Origin of the sequence: Mumia spirodelae, assembly GCF_050632745.1 — a bacterium.
GTDB lineage: Bacteria > Actinomycetota > Actinomycetes > Propionibacteriales > Nocardioidaceae > Mumia.
This window is the reverse complement of record NZ_JBODSD010000001.1, coordinates 605,518-625,968: the sequence shown is the minus strand read 5'-3', so window position 1 is coordinate 625,968 and position 20,451 is coordinate 605,518. Positions and strand designations below refer to the sequence as shown.

Sequence of the window (20,451 nt, the reverse complement as noted above, 5' to 3'; positions counted from 1 at the left end):
CTCTCAGACGAGACCCGCGGCGGTGAACGCGGGGTAGGTCGGGTCGATCGTGGCCGCGGGGCCGACGCGGTCGGCGATGGCGTCGAGCGTCTTGAGCCCGTCGCCGGTGTTGAAGACGACCGTCTCCGCGTCGGGGTCGAGCTGGCCGGTCGCGAGCAGCTTCTTGAGCGTCGCGATCGTCACGCCGCCCGCCGTCTCGGCGAAGATGCCCTCGGTGCGGGCCAGGAGCTGGATGCCGTCGCGCACCTCGTCGTCGGAGACGTCCTCGACGGCTCCGCCCGTACGACGGCAGGTGTCGAGCACGTACGGGCCGTCGGCGGGGTTGCCGATCGCCAGCGACTTGGCGATGGTGTCGGGCTTGACCGGGCGGACGACGTCGTGCCCCTCGCGGAACGCCTGCGCGACCGGCGAGCAGCCGGTGGCCTGGGCGCCGAAGATCTTGTACGGCGTCGCCTCGACCAGGCCGAGCTTGCCGAGCTCGGTGAAGCCCTTGTCGACCTTGGTGAGCTGCGAGCCGGACGCGACCGGGATGACGACCTGCTCGGGGAGGCGCCAGCCGAGCTGCTCGGCGGTCTCGTACGCGAGGGTCTTGGAGCCCTCGGCGTAGTAGGGGCGGACGTTGACGTTGACGAACGCCCAGCCCTCCTCCTCGCCGGCGATCTCGCTGGCGAGCTTGTTGACGTCGTCGTAGTTGCCGCGCACGGCGACGAGCGTGCCGCCGTACACCGCGGTCGTGAGGATCTTGGGCCGCTCGAGGTTCTCGGGGATGAAGACGACGCTCTTGATGCCGGCGCGGGCGGCGGCCGCGGCCACGGCGTTGGCGAGGTTGCCCGTCGAGGGGCACGCGAGCACCTTCATGCCCAGCTCGCGGGCGGCCGAGAGGGCGACGGCCACGACGCGGTCCTTGAAGGAGTGCGTCGGGTTGCCCGAGTCGTCCTTGACCCACAGGGTCTTGATGCCGAGCTCGCGGGCGAGGTTGTCGGCCTTGACCAGGCGCGTGAAGCCCGGGTCGGTGTTGGGGAACGCCGCGATGTCGGCCGGGACCGGCAGCAGCGGCTGGTAGCGCCAGATGCTCTTCGGCCCTGCCTCGATCTGCTCCCGGGTGATCGCCGGGAAGTCGTACGCGACCTCGAGCGGGCCGAAGCACTCGAGACAGGCGTAGTGGGGACCGAGCTCCTGATGGGCGCCGCACGCGCGGCACACAAGGCCGGTCGCGTTGCCGAAGGCGCCCTCACGGGCCGTCGTACAGTCAGGGTTTTCCAGCGTGCTCGCGCTCACGAGGCCTCCTCGTCATCTTCCCTGCGCGCGACTCTCGCCACAGGACGGATTTGGCACCATGCCTTGTCGGCGGCCTCGCGGGATCGCGAGCTCACGTCAGGTGGTTGCCGGGGCTTCGTCGGGCCGTGTCCCTCCGCCCCTCGTGATGAGCTGCGTCAAGCGTACGTGGCCGTCTCACATACCGTCCACTCGGTCCAGCATTCGGACAACCGGTCGGCAGGTGCGGGCGGGTCAGCGACGCCAGCGCGGCGGGTTCCGCCGGTAGTCGCCGTCGGAGAGCACCGCCAGCCGCTCGAACGGGTTGTACGACCAGTGGTCCCCCGCGACGACGTACGACGCGCCGACACCGGCGACGTACAGCGGCAGCATCACCGGGCCCAGGCACCACGCGTACTGGGTGCAGTGCCGGTCCTCGTGCTGCAGCAGCAGCGGCCTGCGCGCGAAGCGCTCCTCGCCGTGGCGCGACACGATCACGCTCCCGACCGTGAACGCCGAGGCCGCCGGGAACCCCCAGCGGTACGCCGTCGCGACGTACGTGCCGCGCCCGCGCCGGCGTACGTCCGCCCCGCCGACCTTCGCGACCAGCAGGCCCAGCGGCGTCGTGAGGTTGACCCAGTTGAGCACCGTCCGCACGCGCGTCCACGGCGTGTGGGGCAGCAGCGGCACCTTCGGCGTCGTCGTCATCGGTCCCCCCGGACCCGCTCAGCAGCCGAGCGCGTCGGCGAGCCGCTCCAACCAGCCCGCCAGCTCGTCCGGTCCGTGGACCACGAGGTCGGCGCGCGGCATCAGCGCCTGCTGCTCGTCGGAGGCGACGGCCACCAGCATCACGTCGGCCTCGCCGTGGTCGCGCATGCCCTTGAGCGCCGCGTACGCCGGCAGGTCACCGAGGTCGTCGCCGGCGTACACGATGGTCCGCATCCCGGTCTCCGCGACGAGCGTGCGCAACGCCGCGCCCTTGTCGACGGACGGGTCGCGGACCTCGACGACGTAGCGCCCGGGCTCGGCCGCGAGACCGTGGCGTCGCGCGAGGTCGGCGACCGGCCCCTCGAGCAGCCCCTGCGCGGCACCCGGGTCGTCGAGGAGACGGGTGTGCAGCACGACGGCCCGCCCCTTGTCCTCGATCCGCACCTCCGGCAGCCCGAGCGAGTCGAGCAGCGCAGGGAGGGCGTCGCGCACCTCGGCGACCGCGGCCGGCGGCGGCGGAACGGACTCGGCACCGGTGTCGGCGTCCCACCGCTCCGCGCCGTACTGGCCGAGGATCGTCAGGTGGCTCAGTCCGTCGTGCTCGGCGAACCGTCCGAGCCGCAGCGCCGTGCGCACCGGGCGACCCGTGACGACGGCGAGCTTGCCGACGCAGGGGCCGATCCGCTGGAGGGCGTGGACCGAGCGCTCGCTCGCGTGCGCCTGCTCCGGGTCGTCGACGATCGGCGCGAGCGTCCCGTCGAAGTCGAAGGCGAGCATCGCCTGCCCGGGATCGCCCAGCAGCGCCGCCAGAGCGGCGGCTCCGGCATCGGTGCGAGGGTAGGGCTCGAGCACGGCGGGAAGCGACATGCGCACCATCATCCCAGCCCGATCCTCACGTCGACACAGGTCCCGCACCCTACGATGAGCGCGTGACGTCGCGCCGTCCGATCGCCGTCGTCCTCGGCGTGATCGCGGTCACGGCCGTCCTGCTCGCGTGGCTCCCCCTCGGGCTCGCCACCGCGGTCGCGGTGGTGGCGACCGGCGTGCTCCTCCTTCTCGCGCGCCGCCTCGGACTCACGTCGTACGACCTCGCGCTCGACCGCGCGCACCTCGGCCGCGGCGCCCGCTGGGCGGGGGTGATCGTGCTCGTCGTCGCGGCGGGGTACGCCCTCGTGTACGCCGTCCCGCTCACCCGCGACCTGCTCCGCGACGACCGTGCGCCGCAGTCCCTCGGCGCGCTCGCGGTCGCCGTCCTCGTGGTGATCCCGCTGCACACGGTGATCCTGGAGGAGATCGCGTTCCGCGGGGTGCTGTGGGGCCTCGTCGCCCGTGACTCCGGAGCCCGCACGGCGACGGTGGTCTCGTCGCTGGCGTTCGGTCTCTGGCACCTCGGGTCCGCGGCGGGTGCGCTGGAGGGCAACCGGAGCGTGGCCGAGTCGGTCGGCGGCTCGCCGCTGGTGACGGTGCTCGGCTTCGCCGGGGTGGTCGCGGTGACGTCGGCGGCCGGCGTCGTCCTCGCGGTGCTGCGCGAACGCAGCGGGAGCCTGCTGGCGCCCATGGCCCTGCACTGGGCCGCGAACGCGGCGGGAACGGTCGCCGTCTTCCTTGCGACCTAGTCCGGGTCCGCCTCCGTCACGAGAGCCCGCAGCTGCTGGGACCGTGCGGTCGTCCAGTCCGGAGTGCGCAGGATCGTCGCCCACGCGTCGACGTGCTCGCCCGCGTAGTTGTGGCCGTACCCCGCCGGCACCTCCGTCCCCAGCGCCATGTCAGCGGTGACCTGCCAGAACGTGACGAGCGGGATCCACCGCACCGACGGCAGCACGTCCGGTCCGCGCTCCTCCTCGAGCCAGCCCGGCCGCGAGAACACCAGCTGCTCGTTCCACCAGACGATCGGGTCGGAGGCGTGCTGGAGGTAGAGCACGCGCGTGCCGTCCCACGGCTGGCCCTCGGGCGGGATCGGCTGCGAGGTACGCCGCGCGAACCGCACCCGCGCGCCGTCCTGGTAGACGGGCAGCACCTCCGGCGTCCCCGCCTCGCGGTCACCGACGAACCGGCCCCACAGCGGGTTGAAGCTGGGCGGTCCGACGAAGAGCGCGCCGCTGGTCCGGTTCGCGATGTCGTACGCCCCGCTGAACGCCGCCTCGCCGCCGAACGAGCCGAGGCTCTCGCCGAACACGTAGAGCTCGGGCCGCTGGTCGACCGGCTGCGCGGTCCAGTGCGCGTAGACCGCGTCGAAGAGCTCTCGGCCGGAGTCCTGCGCCTGCTCCTGGTCGACGAGGTAGGAGATCCACGACGGGAAGGACGAGTACTGCATGGCCACGATCGCGGTGTCGCCGTCGCCGAGGTACTCGAAGCTCGACGCCGAGGTCTCCTCGACCCACCCGGAGCCGGTCGTGGTGACGACGAGGAGCCGGCGGCGCTCGAAGGCGCCCGCGCGCTCGAGGTCCTCGACCGCGAGGGCAGCGCGCGACGCCACGTCGTCGGCGGACTCCAGCCCGGCGAACACCCGGACCGGCTCGGTGGCAGGACGTCCGGTGAATGCGGCGACGTCGGCGGCCCGCGGTCCAGACGAGGCGAACACCCGGCCCTCCCTCCCGAGCGAGTCCCACGGGATCAGCGAGTCCTCGCTGCCCGACCGCTCCGGCTCGTCGGGCTGGACCACGCCCGCGGGCGTGATCGTGTTGCGGTAGGAGAACACCTCGTCGGCGGTGGCCCGCAAGCGCTCGAAGAGGACGCCGTCGATCGCGGCGACCAGCAGCCCGACCACGACGACGAGGCCGATCACCTTCGAGGCGCGCTCGCCCAGCGCCCGGTCGAGCAGGCGCACGAGACGGCGGTAGACCCAGCGGACCCCGCGCCCGAGCTGGACGAGCAGGACCGTGACCACCATCCACAGCACCGGCACGACGAGCAGCCAGGCGAGGGGCTCCTTCTCCATCCCCATGAGCTCGCGGATCTCGTCCTGCCAGAACCGGCCCAGCACGAGGGAGGCGACCACCGCGACCACGGCGACGCCGAGGAAGATCCACCACGAGCGTCGCTGCGGCTCGTGCGCGTCACGGTCCACGAGCTCGCGCCAGACGTACGCGACCAGCACGCCCACGCCGTACCCGAGCGCGGACGTCACCCCCGCGACGAGTCCCTGGAAGACCGACGGCCGAGGGAGCAGCGACGGCGTGAACGCGAGGCAGCCCAGCAGCAGCGCGCCGTACGAGCCGGGGAGCGTGTAGCGGATTCCCAGGGGAAGGCGGGGTGTCTCGGGCACGCCGACAGACTAGGGCGCGCCCTGGCGGCTACGGGGCTCCGGTCAGGATCACCGTGAGGCGGTCGAACTTCATCGGCTCGATCGCCGGACGGACACGGTCGATCTTGAGGTCGGCCGCGAGGCTCTTGGCCTGGTCCTCGAGCTTCTTCGGGTAGTACACCGTGCTCTCGGGGATGCGGCCGTACCAGTTGTCGACACCGACGACCTTCCACCCCGCGTCCTCGACCCGCGCGGCGGTGGCGTCGGCGAGGCCCGTGACGCCGGAGTTGTTGTAGACCTCGACGAAGGCGCGCGGCACCTCGGCGGTCGTCGGCGCGGGAGTCGTCGGCGCCACGGTGGCGACCGGCTCAGGGGTCGGCTCGACGGTCGGTGTCGCCGACGGCGGCGAGGCGGCCGGCGCCGGGTCGTCGGGGTCGTTGCCGACCAGCAGCCCGATCGCCGCGACGGCCAGGACGAGCAGCGCGCCCAGCAGCGCCACCGACGGGATCGCCCGCGGGGCGACGCGGGTCCGCTGCGTGACGCGCCGGCGCTCCTCGGTGGGGCGGTCGTCCACGCGGGGTTCGGTCACGGGGCCTCCTAGGCGTCGGCGTCCAGGCGGCGGACGGAGCGGGAGCGGCGCCGGCTCGCGCGCATCCGGCGGAGCCGCTTGACGAGGAGGGGGTCGTGGGCGAGAGCGTCCTCGCGGTCGATCAGCGCGTTGAGGACCTGGTAGTAGCGGGTCGCGGAGAGCCCGAACTCCGCCCGGATCGCCTGCTCCTTCACGCCGGCGTACTTCCACCAGCCGCGCTCGAAGCCGAGGATCGCCTCCTCGCGCGCGGTGAGCCCTCCAGCGGGCGCGGCGTCGTGGTCGCGGGAGGAGAGGGCGGGGTCCATGCCCCCATCGTAGGTCGGCGAATCACACCGGTGGCATTCACCGCGCCCGGCGTGGCGGGACCGCCCGCGGACGCCATGATGGCGTCATGACGTCCTCCCTCCGCTGGGGCATCCTCGCCACCGGCGACATCGCGCACTCCTTCGCCCGCGACCTCGCACTGGTCGACGACGCCGTGCTGCACGCGGTCGCGTCACGCTCGCCGGCACCGGCCCAGGCCTTCGCGGACGAGTACGCGACCGCCGCCTCCACGCCCGTCGCGTACGGGTCGTACGCCGAGCTGCTCGCAGACCCCGACGTCGACGTGGTCTACGTCGCCACCCCGCACGGCCGGCACACCGAGGACGTCCTCGCCTGCTTCGACGCCGGCAAGGCCGTCCTCTGCGAGAAGGCGCTCACGCTGACGGCGGCGTCCTCCCGGCAGCTGGTGGACGAGGCCCGGCGCCGCGGGCTCTTCTTCGCCGAGGCGATGTGGATGCGGACCAACCCCAACATCCGCCGCGTCCGCGCGATGGCGGCCGAGGGTGCGTGCGGGACGATCGCGCACGTGCGGGCGGACCTCGGGTTCGTGGCGCCACCCGACAAGGCGCGGCTCTGGGACCCGGCGCTCGGCGCGAGCGCGCTGCTCGACGTCGGCATCTACCCGCTGACCTTCGCCTACCTGATCCTCGGCCGGCCGGCCGAGCTCCGCGCTGTCGCCACCCTGAGCGACCAGGGCGTGGACCTCGCCGGCGGGGCGACGCTGCGCTACGACGACGGCGCGATCGCGTCGATCAGCTGGACCCAGCTCGGCTGGCCCGACACCCGTGCCTCGGTCGCCGGGGACGGTGGCCGCCTCGAGCTGCCGTCGCCGTTCCACCACCCGCACTCGTTCACCTACGCCCGCAACTGGGAGGCCGACGAGCTCGCCGAGCCGGTCGTCGGGGCCGGGTACGCCCACGAGATCGCGGAGGTCGGCCGGTGCCTGCGCGAGGGACTGACCGAGTCGCCGCTGCTCCCGCTGGACGAGACCGTCGAGATCATGGAGCTGATGGACGAGATCCGGACCCAGGTCGGGGCGACCACCGGCTGACCGTGTCCACGTCACGCCCTCACGTCTGCCGGGGCGGGGGGTTCGCGGATAGGGTCGACCCATGACTGACGCACGCGGTTCCGGCACGGTGGTCAAGAACCTGCGAGGGCACGAGGAATCCGCGTCGTTCGTCGTCGTCGCCAACCGCCTGCCGGTCGACCGCGTCCAGATGCCCGACGGCTCCGACGCGTGGCGCACCTCCCCCGGCGGGCTCGTCACCGCGCTCGAGCCCGTGCTGCGCAAGCAGGGCGGCGCGTGGATCGGGTGGACGGGGGCCGCCGACGAGCAGCTCGACCCGTTCGAGCTCGAGGGCATGCAGCTCTTCCCGCTGCCGATCGGCGCCCAGGAGGTGGAGGAGTACTACGAGGGCTTCTCCAACGCGACGCTCTGGCCGCTCTACCACGACGTCATCGCCACGCCGGAGTTCCACCGCGAGTGGTGGGACGCGTACGTCGCCGTGAACCGCCGCTTCGCCGAGTACGCCGCCGCGATCGCGCAGAAGGACGCCATCGTCTGGGTCCAGGACTACCAGCTCCAGCTCGTGCCCCAGATGCTGCGCGAGATGCGCACGGACCTGCGCATCGGGTTCTTCCTCCACGTGCCGTTCCCGCCGGCCGAGCTGTTCACCCAGCTCCCCTGGCGGCGCCGCATCCTCGAGGGCCTGCTCGGGTCCGACCTCATCGGCTTCCAGACGACCGGTGCCGCCCAGAACTTCGTGCGGCTCGTCCGGCAACGGGTCGGGCACAAGACCCACCGCGACACGATCTACCTCGACGACGGCCGCACGGTGATGGCCAAGGCGTGCCCGATCTCCATCGACTCCCACTCGTACGAGGAGCTCGCGCGGCGCCCCTCCACCCAGGCCCGCGCCGACGAGATCCGCGCCAGCCTCGGCAACCCGAAGTTCGTCCTGCTCGGCGTCGACCGGCTCGACTACACCAAGGGCATGCCGCAGCGGCTGCGCGCGTTCGGAGAGCTGGCGCAGGAGGGCGTGCTGGACCCGGCGGACGCCGTCTTCGTCCAGGTCGCACCTCCCTCGCGCGAGCGCGTCGACCAGTACCGCCGCCTCCGCGACGAGATCGACCGGCTCGTCGGACGCATCAACGGCGACGTCGGACGCATCGGCCAGCCCCCGATCACGTACCTCCACTCGTCCTACCCGCGCGACGAGATGGCGGCCCTCTACCGCGCCGCGGACGTCATGGTCGTGACGCCGCTGCGCGACGGGATGAACCTCGTGGCCAAGGAATACGTCGCCTGCCGCTACGAGGAGACCGGCGCCCTGGTCCTCAGCGAGTTCGCCGGCGCCGCCGCCGAGCTCAAGCAGTCCTACCTGGTCAACCCGTACGACATCAACGGCATGAAGGCCACGATGCTCAAGGCCATCACCGACCCGCCGAAGGAGAAGGCGAAGCGGATGCGCGCGATGCGCCGCCAGGTGATGGAGCACGACATCGACAAGTGGGCGCAGAGCTTCCTCCAGGACCTCGAGACGATCCGGGAGCCGCACGGCAAGCGGACCCGGCCGGTGGCCTGAGGCGTTCGTTAGGGTCGATGCATGCGACCGAGTCAGTGGTACGAAGCCCAGGACATGTTCGGCGATCACGTCACCCTCACGCAGCTGCGACCGCACCACGCGGAGGGGGTGCTGGCGGCCTCGAGCGACGACGACGTCTTCGCCTGGATGTCGTTCGACCGGCCGAAGACGCTGACGGAGGCGGAGGCGGTCGTCGCCCGCTACCTCGCGATGCCCGACACCAACGCGTGGGCCCAGGTCGACACGAAGTCGGGTGACCTCGCCGGCATCACGACGTACTACGAGATCAACCCGGAGCGTCGCTCCCTGATCATCGGAGCCACCTGGCTCGGCGAACGTTTCCAGCGCACCGGCATCAACACCGAGTCCAAGCTCATGCTCCTCACCCACGCCTTCGACACCCTCGGCGCCGTGCGCGTCGCGTGGGAGACCGACGAGCGCAACGAGCAGTCGCAGGCCGCGATCGAGCGACTCGGAGCCACCCGCGAGGGGCTGCTGCGCAAGCACAAGCCGCGCAAGGACGGCTCGTGGCGCAACACGGTGCTCTACAGCGTCGTCGACGACGAGTGGCCGCAGGTCCGCGACACCCTGCGGGCCGCCCTCGAGCGCTGAGGTCCGCTCAGCGCCGCGGCGCGGCCGCCAGCGTGCGCTGGGCGGCGAGGGCGAGGATCAGCGCGAGCCACGCCGCGGTGACCGTCACGCCCAGCGCGGGAGCGTACCCGCCCTCGTCGGCGAGGCGCCCCGCGATCGTCGACCCGATGGCGTAGCCGATGCCGGTGGCGCCGGCGAGCAGCGTCATGGCCTGCCCGACGCGGCTGATCGGGACGATCCGCTCGCCGAGGGTGAAGTTGCTGATCATGTACGGCGCCACCGCGAAGCCGAGCACGAGCACGACCGCGACCAGCCCGGCGAGGCTGTGCACGAGCACCAGCGGCGCGGACAGGACGGCGAGGGCGGCGGCTGCGGCGAGGATCCGCTTCTCGAAGCCGATCCGGGCCGGCACCCACGCCATCGACAGCCCGGCGACGACCGACCCGACGCCGAGCGTCGCGTGCACCAGTCCCGAGACCCCGGGCATGCCCTCGGCGGTCGCGAGCGCGGTCGCGCCCGTCTGCACCGACCCGAAGAGCACGCCGACCAGCAGCTGCGCCCCGACCAGGACGACGAACGCCGCCGAGACGATCGCGCCCTTGGCGACGTGGGCCGCGTGGCGCGATCCGCGGACGAGGGTCGCGGTCGGGTGGAGCGCGAACCAGCCGCCGAAGACGACGAGCAGCCCCGCGGCGACCAGCAGCGCGCCTGCGGGGTCGACGAGGACGGCCACCGCACCGACGAGGGCGGGGCCGAGCACGAACGAGGCCTCGTCGGCGGCACCCTCGTACGAGAACGCGGCGTCGACGAGCTGCGGCGACTCCCGTCCCGCGCGCCCGGTGATCGGGCGCCAACGGACGCGGGCGAGCGGGCCGACCTGGGGCATCGCGGCACCGGTGAACGCGGCCACGGCGACGAGCAGGGCACCGGCGGCGTCGGCCTGGGTCAGGACGACGAGCGCCGCGAGCCCGGCGGCACCGGCGAACGACTGGGTCAGGACGACGGGGCGCTGGCCGATGCGGTCGGCGAGGGCGCCGGCGACCGGGGAGACGACGGCGTTCGCGATGGCGAGCGCGCCGGCCGCGAGGCCGCCGAGGGTGTAGGCGCCGGTCGCGGACGACACCAGGAGCAGCGTGCCCATCTGGCTCATCGCCAGTGGCAGGCGTCCCAGGAAGGCGACGACGACGTACGCAGGACCGACGAGCGAGAAGAGTCGCCGGTACGCGGTGAGCGGTGACACGGGGGTTCCTCAGGGTAGGACGACACTGGCGCGCCTACCCTCCACCAGAACGCGCCAGGAACCCTGAGCCCTTCGATTGTATCGGGGATGTAAAGCGGTCCGCGACCTTGCGCGGTCAGGCGTGCCTCACCGACCGTCCCCGGCACCGACGAGGTCGACCTGCACAGTGCTGCCGACCGGGACGACCGACCCGGGGCCGGGTGTCACCCGCACGCGGTCGAAGGACCGCTTGGTCGCGCCGTCGACGGCGCGCACCCGGGCGACGAGGCCGGCCCGGGTGACCCGTCGCTGGATCTCCTCGAGGTCGACGGGCGCCGAGACGCCGGGCGCGCCGTCGTTCATCGACAGCGTGACCTCCGGGACCGCGACCTCGTCGGCCGGCAGGACGCGCAGGCTCGCGAGGACGCGGTCGACCGCAGCCGACGAGCCGCGCACCACGATCCGCACGTCCTGGTCGGGCGCGAGGACGACCGCCGTGTCGACACCCTCGTCGGTGCTGCGCGAGACGCCGAACGCGACACCGTCACGGGTCGCGTCGATCACCGGGTCGTTGTCGTCGTGCGGGAACGCGGCGAGGGAGTCGATCCGCACCACGGTGAGGTGCGGCGTCGGCGCGGGGGCGCACGCCTGGAACACGCCGATGCTGAAGAAGTAGCCGTCCTGGCTGAGCGTGCCGCAGGTCGGTCGCTCCCACTGCCACGACGTCGGAACCGTCACGACCAGGCGGCCGCGTCCGATCTCGCGGCCGGAGGCTGCGGGAGACACACGGAGGGGGTCCTCCGGTGCGAGGCGCGTCCCGGCGTCCGGCGACGCCTCGTCCACCTTGGCGGTGACCCCGGGTCGGCTCCGCCCGGTGTCCGCCGCGTCCGGCGTCGTACGGTCGCCGAGCCCCGAGAGCGCGACACCCGCCACGGCCACGACCGTCGCCGCCACGAGCACGGCCAGAACCGGTGCCGTCCTGCTGCGCGGGGCCGGTCTGCCTCGCGACCGCTTCTCCCAGCGCTCGAGCAGCGCGTCCTCGTCGGGCGCCCGCGACGCGAGCGCGTCGAGCCTCCGCCGCAGCTCGTCGTCGTTCATGACCGGCTCCCCTCGTAGGGGTCGGTCAGGTCCTCGCGCAGCCGCGCGATGCCGCGGGCGAGGAGACTGCGGACCGTGGCCGGCCGGCAGCCGAGCGCCTCGGCGATCGTCGCGTCGTCGAGGTCCACCCAGTAGCGCAGCACGATCGCCTTCCGTTGTCGGTCCGTCAGCCGGTCGAGACCCCGGCGCAACGCGTCGGCCTCCTCGAACCCCACGCCCTCGCCCGGGTCGGCGTGCAGCGACGCCTCGTACGGGACCTCGACCGGGCGCCGCCTGCGCCACCGGCTGCGCTGGAGGTTGGCCATGATCGTCGCGACGTAGGCCTTGGGGTCGTCCGCGCTCGAGACCGTCGACCAGGAGCGCCACAGGCGTTCGCAGGTCTCCTGGGCCAGGTCCAGGGCGTCCTCGCGCGAGCCGGCGAGAAGGTAGGCCAGACGGACCAGCCAGGTGGCGTGGTCGCGCACGAACGCGTCGGCGTCCGTGACCCGGGGTGAGTCCGTCATGGTCACACATCATGGACGCTCGCGCGGACGGATGTGTTGCAGGCGTCCCGGGGCGCGTCGCGGCGGCTCGCCCGACCGGCCCGCGTGCGCCAGACTCGCCGTCATGAGCGGAACCGACCAGCGCTTCGTCCTCGCGAACGAGCGGACCTACCTGGCCTACGTCCGGACCGCGCTCGCGCTGATGGCCGCTGGCGGGGCGATCCTGCAGCTCGGCGACATCCTCGGCGGCGAGGACAGCACCCGCCTCGTGGGAGCCGGCATCCTCGTCGTCGGCATCCTCGTCGCGGTGCTCGGCTACGTCCGCTGGCGCGACAACGACAGGCGCATCGCCGAGGACCTGCCGCTGCGCACCACACCGATCCCCTTGATGCTCGGGATCGGCGTCGTCGCCTTCGGCGTCGTGGTGCTCGTGCTGTCCCTGGTCTGAGTCCCACTACGCTGACGTCCGTGCCCGCACCGCTGTCCGAGCTCGTCGCGCCCGACTGGGCGGAGGCCCTCTCCCCCGTCGCAGACCAGGTCGCCGCGATGGGCGACTTCCTGCGCTCCGAGATCGCCGCCGGGCGGGGCTACCTGCCCGAGGGCAGCAACGTCCTCCGCGCGTTCGCCGAGCCGATGGCGTCGGTCAAGGTGCTCGTGGTCGGCCAGGACCCGTACCCGACGCCCGGGCACGCGGTCGGTCTCTCGTTCTCGGTCGCCCCGCACGTCCGGCCGGTGCCGCGCAGCCTGATGAACATCTTCGCCGAGATGCGGACCGACCTCGGCGTCTCCGAGCCGACCTCCGGCGACCTCACCCCTTGGTCGAAGCAGGGGGTCCTGCTGCTCAACAGGGTCCTGACGGTCGAGCCCGGCCGCCCGGCGAGCCACCGGGGCAAGGGCTGGGAGGCCGTCACCGAGCAGGCGATCAAGGCCCTCGTGGCCCGCGACCAGCCCCTGGTCGCGCTGCTGTGGGGCCGGGACGCGCAGTCGCTCCAGCCGTGGCTGGGTGACAGCCCGGTGATCGCGTCGCCTCACCCGAGCCCGCTGTCGGCCTCGCGCGGGTTCTTCGGCTCACGGCCGTTCAGCCGCGTCAACTCTGCCCTGGAGAGCCTCGGCAGCGCGCCCGTCGACTGGCGCCTTCCGTGACGACGTTGACTGATGCCCTAGCCTCGGTCGCGTGACCCGAGACCGCTCCGCCGTCCTTGCCAGCGGATTCAGCACGCTCGCGCGATGGTCGTGGCAGCTGATCGCCATCGCCGCCGGCCTCTTCGTCGTCGGCTGGATCATCGGCAAGTTCTGGATGATCGGCTACCCCGTGATGCTCGCGCTGATCGTGACGACGCTGCTCGGGCCGCCGGCCGCGTGGCTGCGCGCGCGGGGCGTGCCGGCCGCACTCGCCGCCGTCGTCGTCGTGCTCGGCTTCCTCGCCGTGCTCACCGGCGTGGTGGCCGTGCTCGCGCCGCAGGTCGCGGGCCAGGCCGGCGACATCGCCTCGGAGGGCGCCCGCGGTCTGCAGGCGATCCAGGACTGGGTGCAGGACGGTCCGCTCGGTGTCACCGAGAACCAGCTCGACAACGCGATCCAGACGCTCCAGGACAAGCTCCGCGACAGCGCCGACGTGATCAGCGCCGGCGCCCTCTCCACCCTCGGCGCCGCCACCAACGTCATCGTCAACACGGTGCTCGTGCTGATGCTGACGTTCTTCTTCGTCAAGGACGGCCACAAGTTCCTGCCGTGGCTGCGCCGCACGCTCGGCGGTCGCGCCGGGCGCCACATCACCGAGGCCGGCAGCCGCGCGTGGAGCACCCTCGGCGGCTTCATCCGGACGCAGGCGCTGGTCTCGTTCGTCGACGCGGTCTTCATCGGGCTCGGCCTCGTGATCCTCGACGTCCCGCTCGCGATCCCGCTCGCCGTGATCGTCTTCTTCGGCGGGTTCATCCCGATCGTGGGTGCGTTCGTGACCGGCGCCCTGGCCGTGCTGGTCACGCTGGTCACCAACGACTTCCGCGACGCGGTCATCATGCTGATCGTGATCGTCGCCGTCCAGCAGCTCGAGGGCAACGTCCTCTCCCCGTGGCTGCAGGGCAGGGCCATGGACCTGCAAGCGGCGGTCGTCCTCCTGGCGATCACCGCGGGCAGCTCGCTGTTCGGGATCACCGGCGCGTTCCTCGCCGTCCCCGCGGTGGCGACGGCCGCTGCGGTCCTCCGCTACGTCAACGAGCAGATCGCCCTGCGGGCCGACGGGCCACCAACGAGCGTGCCGCCCGACGACGGTCCTGACGAGCCGCTCGGCGACGCCCCTGCCAGGGCGACTCCCCGCGACGCCGGCCCGGAGGCCTCGCCGGCCTGACGGCTCACGGTCTGCGGAGCGGGCCCGGCGGTGCCACCATGGCGCTCGTGCCTCGCGCGCGCCGTCCTGCCGTGATCGTGGCCGCGACCGTGCTCGCGGCCGTGGCGTCGTCGTGCGGGACCCCGTCCCCCGAGGCGTTCCTCTCGCAGTCCGACAAGGCCCTCGAGGACGCGAGCAGCGCCGTCGCCACCACGGGCACGGCGCTGGACCAGCTCCGCTTCCACAAGCTGCCCGTGCCGTACGGGAGGGTGGTCGTCACCGAGCAGGAGGAGGCTCTCGGCTCCACCCAGCAGTCCTACACCGCCTCCCAGCCGCCGGAGAGCGAGCAGGCGGTCTACGACTCCACCTCCGACCTCCTCGAGGACGCGTCCGGCCTCGTCACCGAGGCGCGGATCGCGGTCCAGCGCGGCCAGCGCAGCACGTACGCGAGGATCCGCGCCGACCTCGCCGAGGTCGGGTCGCAGATCGCCGAGGCCCGTGAGGAGATCGCGACGGCGGAGGCCGCAGGGTGAAGGGCCTCTTCGCGGTCGCGCTCGGCATCCTCACTGCCATCGGCGGCTTCGTCGACATCGGCGACCTCGTCACCAACGCCCAGGTCGGTGCGCGCTTCGGGCTGTCCCTCGCCGTCGTCACGCTCCTGGGCGTGCTCGGCATCTGCGTGTTCGCCGAGATGTCCGGACGGGTGGCCGCCGTGAGCGGACGCGCCACCTTCGACCTCGTCCGCGAGCGGCTCGGTCCGGGCGTCGGCCTCCTCAACCTCGTGGCGTCGATGGGGGTGACGCTGCTGACCTTCGTGGCCGAGATCGGCGGCGTCGCGCTCGCCCTCGAGCTCGCCAGCTCCGTCTCGTACCTGCTCTTCGTCCCGGTCGTCGCGGTGCTCGTGTGGATCGTGCTGTGGCGGGTGAAGTTCGACGTGCTCGAGAACGTCTTCGGCCTCCTCGGGCTCGCCCTCATCGTCTTCGCCGTCGCCCTGTGGCAGCTCGGCCCGGACTGGGGCCAGATGGTCTCCGAGGCGGTCACCTTCGCGAAGCCGCAGGACGAGACGTGGACGGTCTACGCGTACTACGCCGTCGCCCTGTTCGGCGCGGCGATGACGCCGTACGAGGTGTTCTTCTTCTCCTCCGGCGGCGTCGAGGAGCACTGGTCGGTCAAGGACCTGCGGACCATGCGGTTGAACGTCTTCATCGGGTTCCCGCTCGGCGGCCTCCTCTCCCTCGCGATCGCCGGGTCCACCAGCGTCCTCTTCCAGCCCGAAGGCGTCGACGTGTCCACGCTCGGCCAGGTCGGGATGCCCGTCGCCGAGGCGCTCGGCACGATCGGCGTCGTCGTCGTGCTCGTCGGGTTCTTCGGCGCCACGTTCGGCGCGGCCTGCGAGACCGGCCTGTCGGTCGGCTACAGCATCGCGCAGTACTTCGGGTGGCAGTGGGGCAAGTACGTCCGCCCGCTCACCGCCGCGCGCTTCCACGCCGTGCTGCTCCTGGCGGTCGTCGCCGCCGTGCTCGTGCTGATGACGACCGTCGACCCGATCACGGTGACCGAGTTCTCGGTCGTGTTCTCCGCGATCGCCCTGCCGCTCACGTACCTGCCGATCCTCGTCGTCGCGAACGACCGCACCTACATGGGCGAGCACGTCAACGGCCCGGTCGCCAACACGCTCGCCACCGTCTTCGCGGCGGTCATCGTCGTCGCCGCCGTCGCCGCGATCCCGCTCATGGTGATCACGCGGATGGGTCAGGGATGAAGGGAAGGAGACCACCATGAGGACCACGGACGTGCACCTCGACACGCTCCTCTCGCTGATGGACCGCCAGATCCTCGACCGCCGGGGCCGGATGGTCGGCAAGGTCGACGACGTCGTGGTCGAGAAGCGCCCGGACGGCCGCTGGATGGTCACCGGTCTCCAGACCGGACCCGGCGCGCTCGGACCCCGGCTTCCCGGCTGGATCGCGCGCCCGATGGTGGGTGCCTGGCGCCGGCTCTCGCACCGCGACGATCCGGCGACGATCCCGATGGGCCTCGTCGCCGACCTCGGCTCCGCGGTGACGCTGTCGATCACCCGGGCCGAGACCGACGTCGACGGGTTCGAGGACTGGGTGCGCGAGCACGTCGTACGACCGATCCCGGGAGCGAGCGATGACCCAGAGCACTGAGCCCGTACGCCGCCGGCTCTCGCAGCTGCTCGGCCTCGAGGTGGTCGGACCCTCGGGAGAGCACCTCGGCTGGGTCAACGACGTCCGCGCCGTGCTCCCCGCGGGCACGACGGGCTACACCGCGATGGCGCTGGAGGGTCTGGTGGTCTCGCACCGCACCGCCGGCTCGCTGCTCGGGTACGACCGGCGTGCCGAGCAGGGACCCGCGCTCCTGCGCGCCCTGGTGTTCGCGCTGCACCGCCACGCGACCTACGCAGCGTTCGACGACGTGGACGAGATCGACCTGGAGGCGCGGCAGATCCGGCTGAGCCGCGCGCCCGTGCCGCTGCGCCAGGCCTGACGGCCGCAGGTGTGAGCGGTACGACCCGGGGGTACATGGCTGCCAGGAGGTGCCCATGCCCGGTTCCCGCGAGGTCGTTCTTCTCGACCCCCCGGACCTCGTCGACGACTACCTGACCGTACGACTCACCGCCCTCGGGCGCGTGGCCCGCGTGACCAGCCGTGCCTTCGACGACACCGTGCGGCTGGAGGAGCTCCTCGACCGCACGGTCGTCACCGACCTCGTCGTGTGGCTGCCCAGCACCGGCGACGACACGCTGGTGAGACGCGCCGTCGAGGCCCTGATGGCCGGGGTCGCGACGAGCGGGGGGTCGGTCGTCGCGCTGGCGGGACCGACGGTTCCCCCGGAGCGCGTCGACTGGTTCCGCTCGCTCCACGACGCCTACCCGGCCGTGCAGCTCCACCTGCTCCGCCACGACCCGCTCGCCGGGGCGTTCTGGGACTGCCGCGGCGAGCTCCAGACCCTCGCCACCCAGGGCAACGTCCCGCTGCCGGTCCTCGCGTCGGCCGTGGCCGACGTGATGACCGAACGGACGCCCGGCTTCGCAGAGACCACGCTGACCGCCACGCAGGAGATCGCCTGATGCTGCTCCCACGACCTCGAGGGCCCCTGAGCGCTCGCCTCCGCCACCTCCTCCTCGAGGGGACCGAGGAGCTGGAGGAGCTCGACCGTGCCGCGGGCCGTGCGGCCATGACGCCGCCCGGCTCCGTGCTCGACGACGAGGACCTGCAGCTGAGCCTCTGGATGATCTACGAGCTGAGCTTCCGCGGCTTCGAGGACGTCGACGACCGCTGGGAGTCGGCACCTGAGGTCGCGGGGCTCCGCGCGGTGCTGGAGCGCCCGTTCGAGGAGGCGCTCCGCGACGCGACCGAGGGCTGGGTCGACCGTGCGCTCGCCGTCGAGGGAGACGTCGCGGACCAGGTGTTCGCGCTGACCGAGGGTTTCGACGAAGGACCCGACCTGTCGCGGTTCGTCCGCCGAGACGCGACGCCGGAGCAGGTGTGCGACTTCCTGCGCCAGCGCAGCATCTACCACCTCCGGGAGGCCGACCCGCACACGTTCGTGATCCCGCGGCTGACCGGTCCGGCCAAGGCGCACCTGGTCGAGCTCCAGTACGACGAGTACGGCGGTGGACGGCCCGGGTTCCTGCACCACGAGCTGTTCGCTGTCACGTTGCGCGAGGCCGGTCTCGACGACGCGTTCGGCGCGTACCTCGACGAGGCCGACGCCCCCACGCTCGCGGCCACGAACGCGATGTCGCTGTTCTGCCTGCACCGTCGCCTCCGGGGAGTGGCGATGGGGCACCTCGCCGCCTTCGAGGCCACCAGCTCCATCCCCTGCCGACGGATCGCCGCGGGTCTGCGTCGTACCGGCTTCAGCGACCTCGCGGCGCGCTACTACGACGAGCACGTCGAGGCCGACGCGGTCCACGAGCAGCTCGCCGCCCGCGAGATCTGCGGCACGCTCGTCGACGCGGGCGACGTCACCGCACGGGACGTGATCATGGGCGCGGCCGCGTGCCTGGTCCTCGACGCCCGGCAGTCGGAGGCGCTGATGGCGCGGTGGGACGAGGACGGCGCCGGCAAGGCCGAGGCGATGGAGGCGGTCCGATGAGCGCCGACCGGCTCGGCGGCCCCGTGCCCGAGGTCGTGCTCTGCCCCGGCGGCCCGGCGCTGATCCGCAGCGACGTCCCCGCGGTCGACGTCGTCGTCCCCGACGACCAGCCCGCCGTGAACCGTCCGGTGGTCGCGTTCTGCCGGTGCGGGCGGACCGGGCGCGAGCCCTGGTGCGACGGCACCCACAAGCTGGCCCGCGGGTCGGCCTCCAAGCAGCTCCCCACGAGGAAGGACGAACGATGAAGGCAGTCACCTGGCAAGGACGACGTGACGTGCGCGTCGAGGACGTTCCCGACCCGCGCATCGAGGAGCCGACCGATGCGGTGATCCGCGTGACGAGCAGCGGTCTGTGCGGCTCCGACCTGCACCTCTACGAGGTGCTCGGACCCTTCATGACCCCGGGCGACATCCTCGGGCACGAGCCGCTCGGGGTGGTCGAGGAGGTCGGCTCCGCGGTCACGGACCTCTCGGTCGGCGACCGGGTCGTCGTCCCGTTCCAGATCTCGTGCGGGAGCTGCTGGATGTGCGACCGCGACCTGTACAGCCAGTGCGAGACCACGCAGGTCCGCGACCAGGGCAAGGGTGCCGCGCTGTTCGGCTACTCCGCGATGTACGGCCAGGTGCCCGGAGGGCAGGCCGAGTACCTCCGCGTCCCGCTCGCCTCGTCGACGGCGGTCCGCGTGGAGCACGGCCCGTCCGACGACCGGTTCGTCTACCTCTCCGACGTGCTGCCCACCGCGTACCAGGCCCTCGAGTACGCCGCGGTGCCCGACGGCGGGACGCTGCTCGTCCTCGGCCTGGGGCCGATCGGGCAGATGGTGTCGCGGCTCGCGGTCCACCGCGGCGTCCGCGTGATCGGCGTCGACCTCGTCGACGACCGGCTCGCCCGTGCGGCCGCGCACGGGGCGGAGGTGATCGACTCGCGGGAGGGCCACGTCGGCGACCGGGTCCGGGACCTCACGGCCGGTCGGGGGCCCGAGAGCGTGGTCGACGCCGTCGGGATGGAGGCCCACGGGTCACCGGTCGCCCAGGCGGCCCACACCGTGGTCGGTGTGCTGCCCGACGTCCTCTCGAAGCCACTGATGGAGCACGTCGGCGTCGACCGGCTGGCGGCGCTCACGACCGCGATCGACGCGGTGCAGCGCGGAGGCACGATCAGCCTGTCGGGCGTGTACGGCGGAGCCGCCGACCCGCTGCCGATGCTCGAGCTCTTCGACAAGCAGGTGCAGCTGCGCATGGGCCAGGCCAACGTGCGCCGCTGGATCCCGGACCTGCTCCCGCTCGTCCAGGACCCGTCGGACCCGCTCGACGTCGAGGGCTTCGCCACGCACCACGTGCCGCTGGACGAGGCGCCGTCGGCCTACGCGATGTTCCAGCGCAAGGCCGACGGCGCCCAGAAGATCCTCTTCCGACCGTGACCGAGGCGACGGCCGCGAGGGGTCATTCCTGGGAGATCTCGTGCAGCACCCGGCCCACCGCCTCCGGGTCGAGCGACCGTGCGACGTCGGCCTGAGCGACCATGCCCACCAGGTCGTGGCCGTCGATCACCGGCAGGCGTCGGATCTCGTGCTGCGCCATCGTGCGCAAGGCCTCCTCGGCGGAGTCGTCGGCCCCGATCGTGACCGGCTTGCCCTGCGCCAGCGAGCCCGCGGTGACCGAGGACGGGTCGCCGCCGTCGGCGATGCAGCGGACCACGATGTCGCGGTCGGTCAGCATCCCCTTCAGCCGCTGGTCCTCGCCGCAGATCGGCAGCGCGCCCACGTCGAGGTCGCGCATCTTGCGGGCCGCGTCCTGCAGGGTCTCGTTCTCCTGGACGCACTCGGCGCCCTCGGACATGAGGTCTCGTGCCGTCGTCATCGTCGTCTCCGTTCCTCGTGGCGGCTCGTTCCGGACGTCGGGAT

The 20,451-nt window shown here is 72.6% G+C and carries 25 protein-coding genes and 1 riboswitch; of the genes, 15 read left to right on the top strand and 10 right to left on the bottom strand.

All coding sequences use genetic code 11. The features are described from left to right. Window positions 1-3: 3 nt before the first annotated feature. The 3 genes from thrC to otsB all read right to left on the bottom strand — a co-directional run bounded on the left by thrC (window position 4) and on the right by otsB (window position 2,829). Window positions 4-1,278 carry a threonine synthase gene (gene thrC / locus ACQSSQ_RS03075; RefSeq protein ID WP_431325563.1) on the bottom strand — a complete coding sequence of 425 codons (1,275 nt, stop codon included), beginning with the start codon at window positions 1,276-1,278 and terminating at the stop codon, window positions 4-6. Between the two features lie 9 nt (window positions 1,279-1,287). Then, a riboswitch (SAM riboswitch) is annotated at window positions 1,288-1,430 on the bottom strand. Between the two features lie 79 nt (window positions 1,431-1,509). Continuing rightward, complete coding sequence (locus tag ACQSSQ_RS03070) at window positions 1,510-1,962, bottom strand: hypothetical protein (protein ID WP_431325562.1); 453 nt, start codon at window positions 1,960-1,962, stop codon at window positions 1,510-1,512. A gap of 18 nt (window positions 1,963-1,980) precedes the next feature. Then, window positions 1,981-2,829 carry a trehalose-phosphatase gene (gene otsB / locus ACQSSQ_RS03065; protein WP_431325561.1) on the bottom strand — a complete coding sequence of 283 codons (849 nt, stop codon included), beginning with the start codon at window positions 2,827-2,829 and terminating at the stop codon, window positions 1,981-1,983. Window positions 2,830-2,891: 62 nt separating this feature from the next. On the opposite strand from otsB, the gene ACQSSQ_RS03060 reads away from it, so the two are divergent. Further along, on the top strand, window positions 2,892-3,578 hold the full coding sequence (locus ACQSSQ_RS03060; protein WP_431325560.1) for a CPBP family intramembrane glutamic endopeptidase: 687 nt from the start codon (window positions 2,892-2,894) through the stop codon (window positions 3,576-3,578). Here ACQSSQ_RS03060 and ACQSSQ_RS03055 read toward each other — a convergent pair. Genes ACQSSQ_RS03055 through ACQSSQ_RS03045 form a run of 3 tightly spaced genes read right to left on the bottom strand, consistent with a single transcriptional unit; the run spans window position 3,575 to window position 6,100 of the window. Beyond that, a complete protein-coding gene (locus ACQSSQ_RS03055) occupies window positions 3,575-5,227 on the bottom strand; it encodes an alpha/beta hydrolase (RefSeq protein ID WP_431325559.1) in 1,653 nt (550 codons plus the stop codon). The genes ACQSSQ_RS03060 and ACQSSQ_RS03055 overlap by 4 nt on opposite strands. 28 nt (window positions 5,228-5,255) lie before the next feature. Continuing rightward, window positions 5,256-5,795: a LytR C-terminal domain-containing protein gene (locus ACQSSQ_RS03050; RefSeq protein ID WP_431325558.1), complete on the bottom strand. Its 540-nt coding sequence runs from the start codon at window positions 5,793-5,795 to the stop codon at window positions 5,256-5,258. Between the two features lie 8 nt (window positions 5,796-5,803). Next, window positions 5,804-6,100: a DUF3263 domain-containing protein gene (locus ACQSSQ_RS03045; RefSeq protein ID WP_431325557.1), complete on the bottom strand. Its 297-nt coding sequence runs from the start codon at window positions 6,098-6,100 to the stop codon at window positions 5,804-5,806. An 86-nt stretch (window positions 6,101-6,186) separates the two neighbouring features. Here ACQSSQ_RS03045 and ACQSSQ_RS03040 point away from each other — a divergent pair, with 86 nt between their 5' ends. From ACQSSQ_RS03040 to ACQSSQ_RS03030, 3 genes are all read left to right on the top strand, one after another. After that, window positions 6,187-7,170, top strand: a complete 984-nt coding sequence (locus ACQSSQ_RS03040; RefSeq protein ID WP_431325556.1) for a Gfo/Idh/MocA family protein — start codon at window positions 6,187-6,189, stop codon at window positions 7,168-7,170. Between the two features lie 61 nt (window positions 7,171-7,231). Further along, the gene (locus ACQSSQ_RS03035) at window positions 7,232-8,707 is read left to right on the top strand and encodes an alpha,alpha-trehalose-phosphate synthase (UDP-forming) (RefSeq protein WP_431325555.1); all 1,476 of its coding nucleotides are present in this window, start codon (window positions 7,232-7,234) and stop codon (window positions 8,705-8,707) included. Between the two features lie 21 nt (window positions 8,708-8,728). Further along, complete coding sequence (locus tag ACQSSQ_RS03030; protein ID WP_431325554.1) at window positions 8,729-9,319, top strand: GNAT family N-acetyltransferase; 591 nt, start codon at window positions 8,729-8,731, stop codon at window positions 9,317-9,319. 7 nt (window positions 9,320-9,326) lie between these two features. Here the strand turns inward: ACQSSQ_RS03030 and ACQSSQ_RS03025 are convergent, their stop codons facing one another. The 3 genes from ACQSSQ_RS03025 to ACQSSQ_RS03015 all read right to left on the bottom strand — a co-directional run bounded on the left by ACQSSQ_RS03025 (window position 9,327) and on the right by ACQSSQ_RS03015 (window position 12,118). Beyond that, window positions 9,327-10,538: an MFS transporter gene (locus ACQSSQ_RS03025; protein ID WP_431325553.1), complete on the bottom strand. Its 1,212-nt coding sequence runs from the start codon at window positions 10,536-10,538 to the stop codon at window positions 9,327-9,329. A 126-nt stretch (window positions 10,539-10,664) separates the two neighbouring features. Beyond that, window positions 10,665-11,615, bottom strand: a complete 951-nt coding sequence (locus ACQSSQ_RS03020) for a hypothetical protein (RefSeq protein WP_431325552.1) — start codon at window positions 11,613-11,615, stop codon at window positions 10,665-10,667. Continuing rightward, window positions 11,612-12,118, bottom strand: coding sequence for a sigma-70 family RNA polymerase sigma factor (locus tag ACQSSQ_RS03015; protein WP_431325551.1), 507 nt, complete (start codon window positions 12,116-12,118; stop codon window positions 11,612-11,614). Before ACQSSQ_RS03015 ends, ACQSSQ_RS03020 begins: the two co-directional genes overlap by 4 nt. A 103-nt stretch (window positions 12,119-12,221) precedes the next feature. Here ACQSSQ_RS03015 and ACQSSQ_RS03010 point away from each other — a divergent pair, with 103 nt between their 5' ends. The 11 genes from ACQSSQ_RS03010 to ACQSSQ_RS02960 are packed head-to-tail and all read left to right on the top strand — an operon-like array spanning window position 12,222 to window position 19,968. Beyond that, window positions 12,222-12,545: a YidH family protein gene (locus ACQSSQ_RS03010; RefSeq protein ID WP_431326768.1), complete on the top strand. Its 324-nt coding sequence runs from the start codon at window positions 12,222-12,224 to the stop codon at window positions 12,543-12,545. A gap of 11 nt (window positions 12,546-12,556) precedes the next feature. Then, the gene (locus tag ACQSSQ_RS03005) at window positions 12,557-13,240 is read left to right on the top strand and encodes a uracil-DNA glycosylase (protein ID WP_431326767.1); all 684 of its coding nucleotides are present in this window, start codon (window positions 12,557-12,559) and stop codon (window positions 13,238-13,240) included. 31 nt (window positions 13,241-13,271) lie between these two features. After that, on the top strand, window positions 13,272-14,444 hold the full coding sequence (locus ACQSSQ_RS03000; RefSeq protein WP_431325550.1) for an AI-2E family transporter: 1,173 nt from the start codon (window positions 13,272-13,274) through the stop codon (window positions 14,442-14,444). Window positions 14,445-14,482: 38 nt separating this feature from the next. Next, window positions 14,483-14,956 (top strand): hypothetical protein, encoded by a 474-nt coding sequence (locus ACQSSQ_RS02995; RefSeq protein WP_431325549.1) that lies wholly within the window; start codon window positions 14,483-14,485, stop codon window positions 14,954-14,956. Next, entirely contained in the window at window positions 14,953-16,185 is a 1,233-nt protein-coding gene (locus ACQSSQ_RS02990; protein ID WP_431325548.1) for an NRAMP family divalent metal transporter, read from the top strand. Before ACQSSQ_RS02995 ends, ACQSSQ_RS02990 begins: the two co-directional genes overlap by 4 nt. 16 nt (window positions 16,186-16,201) lie before the next feature. Further along, window positions 16,202-16,594 (top strand): hypothetical protein, encoded by a 393-nt coding sequence (locus ACQSSQ_RS02985; RefSeq protein WP_431325547.1) that lies wholly within the window; start codon window positions 16,202-16,204, stop codon window positions 16,592-16,594. Further along, on the top strand, window positions 16,578-16,934 hold the full coding sequence (locus ACQSSQ_RS02980) for a PRC-barrel domain-containing protein (RefSeq protein WP_431325546.1): 357 nt from the start codon (window positions 16,578-16,580) through the stop codon (window positions 16,932-16,934). The genes ACQSSQ_RS02985 and ACQSSQ_RS02980 overlap by 17 nt, the downstream gene beginning before the upstream one ends. Window positions 16,935-16,989: 55 nt before the next feature. Then, window positions 16,990-17,517, top strand: coding sequence for a hypothetical protein (locus tag ACQSSQ_RS02975; RefSeq protein ID WP_431325545.1), 528 nt, complete (start codon window positions 16,990-16,992; stop codon window positions 17,515-17,517). Continuing rightward, on the top strand, window positions 17,517-18,548 hold the full coding sequence (locus ACQSSQ_RS02970; RefSeq protein ID WP_431325544.1) for an iron-containing redox enzyme family protein: 1,032 nt from the start codon (window positions 17,517-17,519) through the stop codon (window positions 18,546-18,548). Before ACQSSQ_RS02975 ends, ACQSSQ_RS02970 begins: the two co-directional genes overlap by 1 nt. Beyond that, a complete protein-coding gene (locus ACQSSQ_RS02965; RefSeq protein ID WP_431325543.1) occupies window positions 18,545-18,793 on the top strand; it encodes a CDGSH iron-sulfur domain-containing protein in 249 nt (82 codons plus the stop codon). Before ACQSSQ_RS02970 ends, ACQSSQ_RS02965 begins: the two co-directional genes overlap by 4 nt. Further along, window positions 18,790-19,968, top strand: coding sequence for an alcohol dehydrogenase catalytic domain-containing protein (locus ACQSSQ_RS02960; protein WP_431325542.1), 1,179 nt, complete (start codon window positions 18,790-18,792; stop codon window positions 19,966-19,968). Before ACQSSQ_RS02965 ends, ACQSSQ_RS02960 begins: the two co-directional genes overlap by 4 nt. A gap of 22 nt (window positions 19,969-19,990) precedes the next feature. On the opposite strand, the gene ACQSSQ_RS02955 is transcribed toward ACQSSQ_RS02960, so the two are convergent. After that, window positions 19,991-20,407 (bottom strand): CBS domain-containing protein, encoded by a 417-nt coding sequence (locus ACQSSQ_RS02955; protein ID WP_431325541.1) that lies wholly within the window; start codon window positions 20,405-20,407, stop codon window positions 19,991-19,993. Window positions 20,408-20,451: the final 44 nt, after the last annotated feature.

Excerpts from the sequence above, each read along its gene's own strand:
- ACQSSQ_RS03030 (WP_431325554.1), top strand. The coding sequence starts at position 8,729 with ATGCGACCGAGTCAGTGGTACGAAGCCCAGGACATGTTCGGCGATCAC.
- ACQSSQ_RS02965 (WP_431325543.1), top strand. The coding sequence starts at position 18,545 with ATGAGCGCCGACCGGCTCGGCGGCCCCGTGCCCGAGGTCGTGCTCTGC.
- ACQSSQ_RS02980 (WP_431325546.1), top strand. The coding sequence starts at position 16,578 with ATGACCCAGAGCACTGAGCCCGTACGCCGCCGGCTCTCGCAGCTGCTC.
- ACQSSQ_RS03045 (WP_431325557.1), bottom strand. The coding sequence starts at position 6,100 with ATGGACCCCGCCCTCTCCTCCCGCGACCACGACGCCGCGCCCGCTGGA.
- ACQSSQ_RS02970 (WP_431325544.1), top strand. The coding sequence starts at position 17,517 with ATGCTGCTCCCACGACCTCGAGGGCCCCTGAGCGCTCGCCTCCGCCAC.
- ACQSSQ_RS03070 (WP_431325562.1), bottom strand. The coding sequence starts at position 1,962 with ATGACGACGACGCCGAAGGTGCCGCTGCTGCCCCACACGCCGTGGACG.
- ACQSSQ_RS03020 (WP_431325552.1), bottom strand. The coding sequence starts at position 11,615 with ATGAACGACGACGAGCTGCGGCGGAGGCTCGACGCGCTCGCGTCGCGG.
- ACQSSQ_RS03010 (WP_431326768.1), top strand. The coding sequence starts at position 12,222 with ATGAGCGGAACCGACCAGCGCTTCGTCCTCGCGAACGAGCGGACCTAC.
- ACQSSQ_RS03035 (WP_431325555.1), top strand. The coding sequence starts at position 7,232 with ATGACTGACGCACGCGGTTCCGGCACGGTGGTCAAGAACCTGCGAGGG.
- otsB (WP_431325561.1), bottom strand. The coding sequence starts at position 2,829 with ATGTCGCTTCCCGCCGTGCTCGAGCCCTACCCTCGCACCGATGCCGGA.
- ACQSSQ_RS03015 (WP_431325551.1), bottom strand. The coding sequence starts at position 12,118 with ATGACGGACTCACCCCGGGTCACGGACGCCGACGCGTTCGTGCGCGAC.
- ACQSSQ_RS02955 (WP_431325541.1), bottom strand. The coding sequence starts at position 20,407 with ATGACGACGGCACGAGACCTCATGTCCGAGGGCGCCGAGTGCGTCCAG.
- ACQSSQ_RS02960 (WP_431325542.1), top strand. The coding sequence starts at position 18,790 with ATGAAGGCAGTCACCTGGCAAGGACGACGTGACGTGCGCGTCGAGGAC.
- ACQSSQ_RS02975 (WP_431325545.1), top strand. The coding sequence starts at position 16,990 with ATGCCCGGTTCCCGCGAGGTCGTTCTTCTCGACCCCCCGGACCTCGTC.
- ACQSSQ_RS02995 (WP_431325549.1), top strand. The coding sequence starts at position 14,483 with ATGGCGCTCGTGCCTCGCGCGCGCCGTCCTGCCGTGATCGTGGCCGCG.
- ACQSSQ_RS03040 (WP_431325556.1), top strand. The coding sequence starts at position 6,187 with ATGACGTCCTCCCTCCGCTGGGGCATCCTCGCCACCGGCGACATCGCG.
- ACQSSQ_RS02985 (WP_431325547.1), top strand. The coding sequence starts at position 16,202 with ATGAGGACCACGGACGTGCACCTCGACACGCTCCTCTCGCTGATGGAC.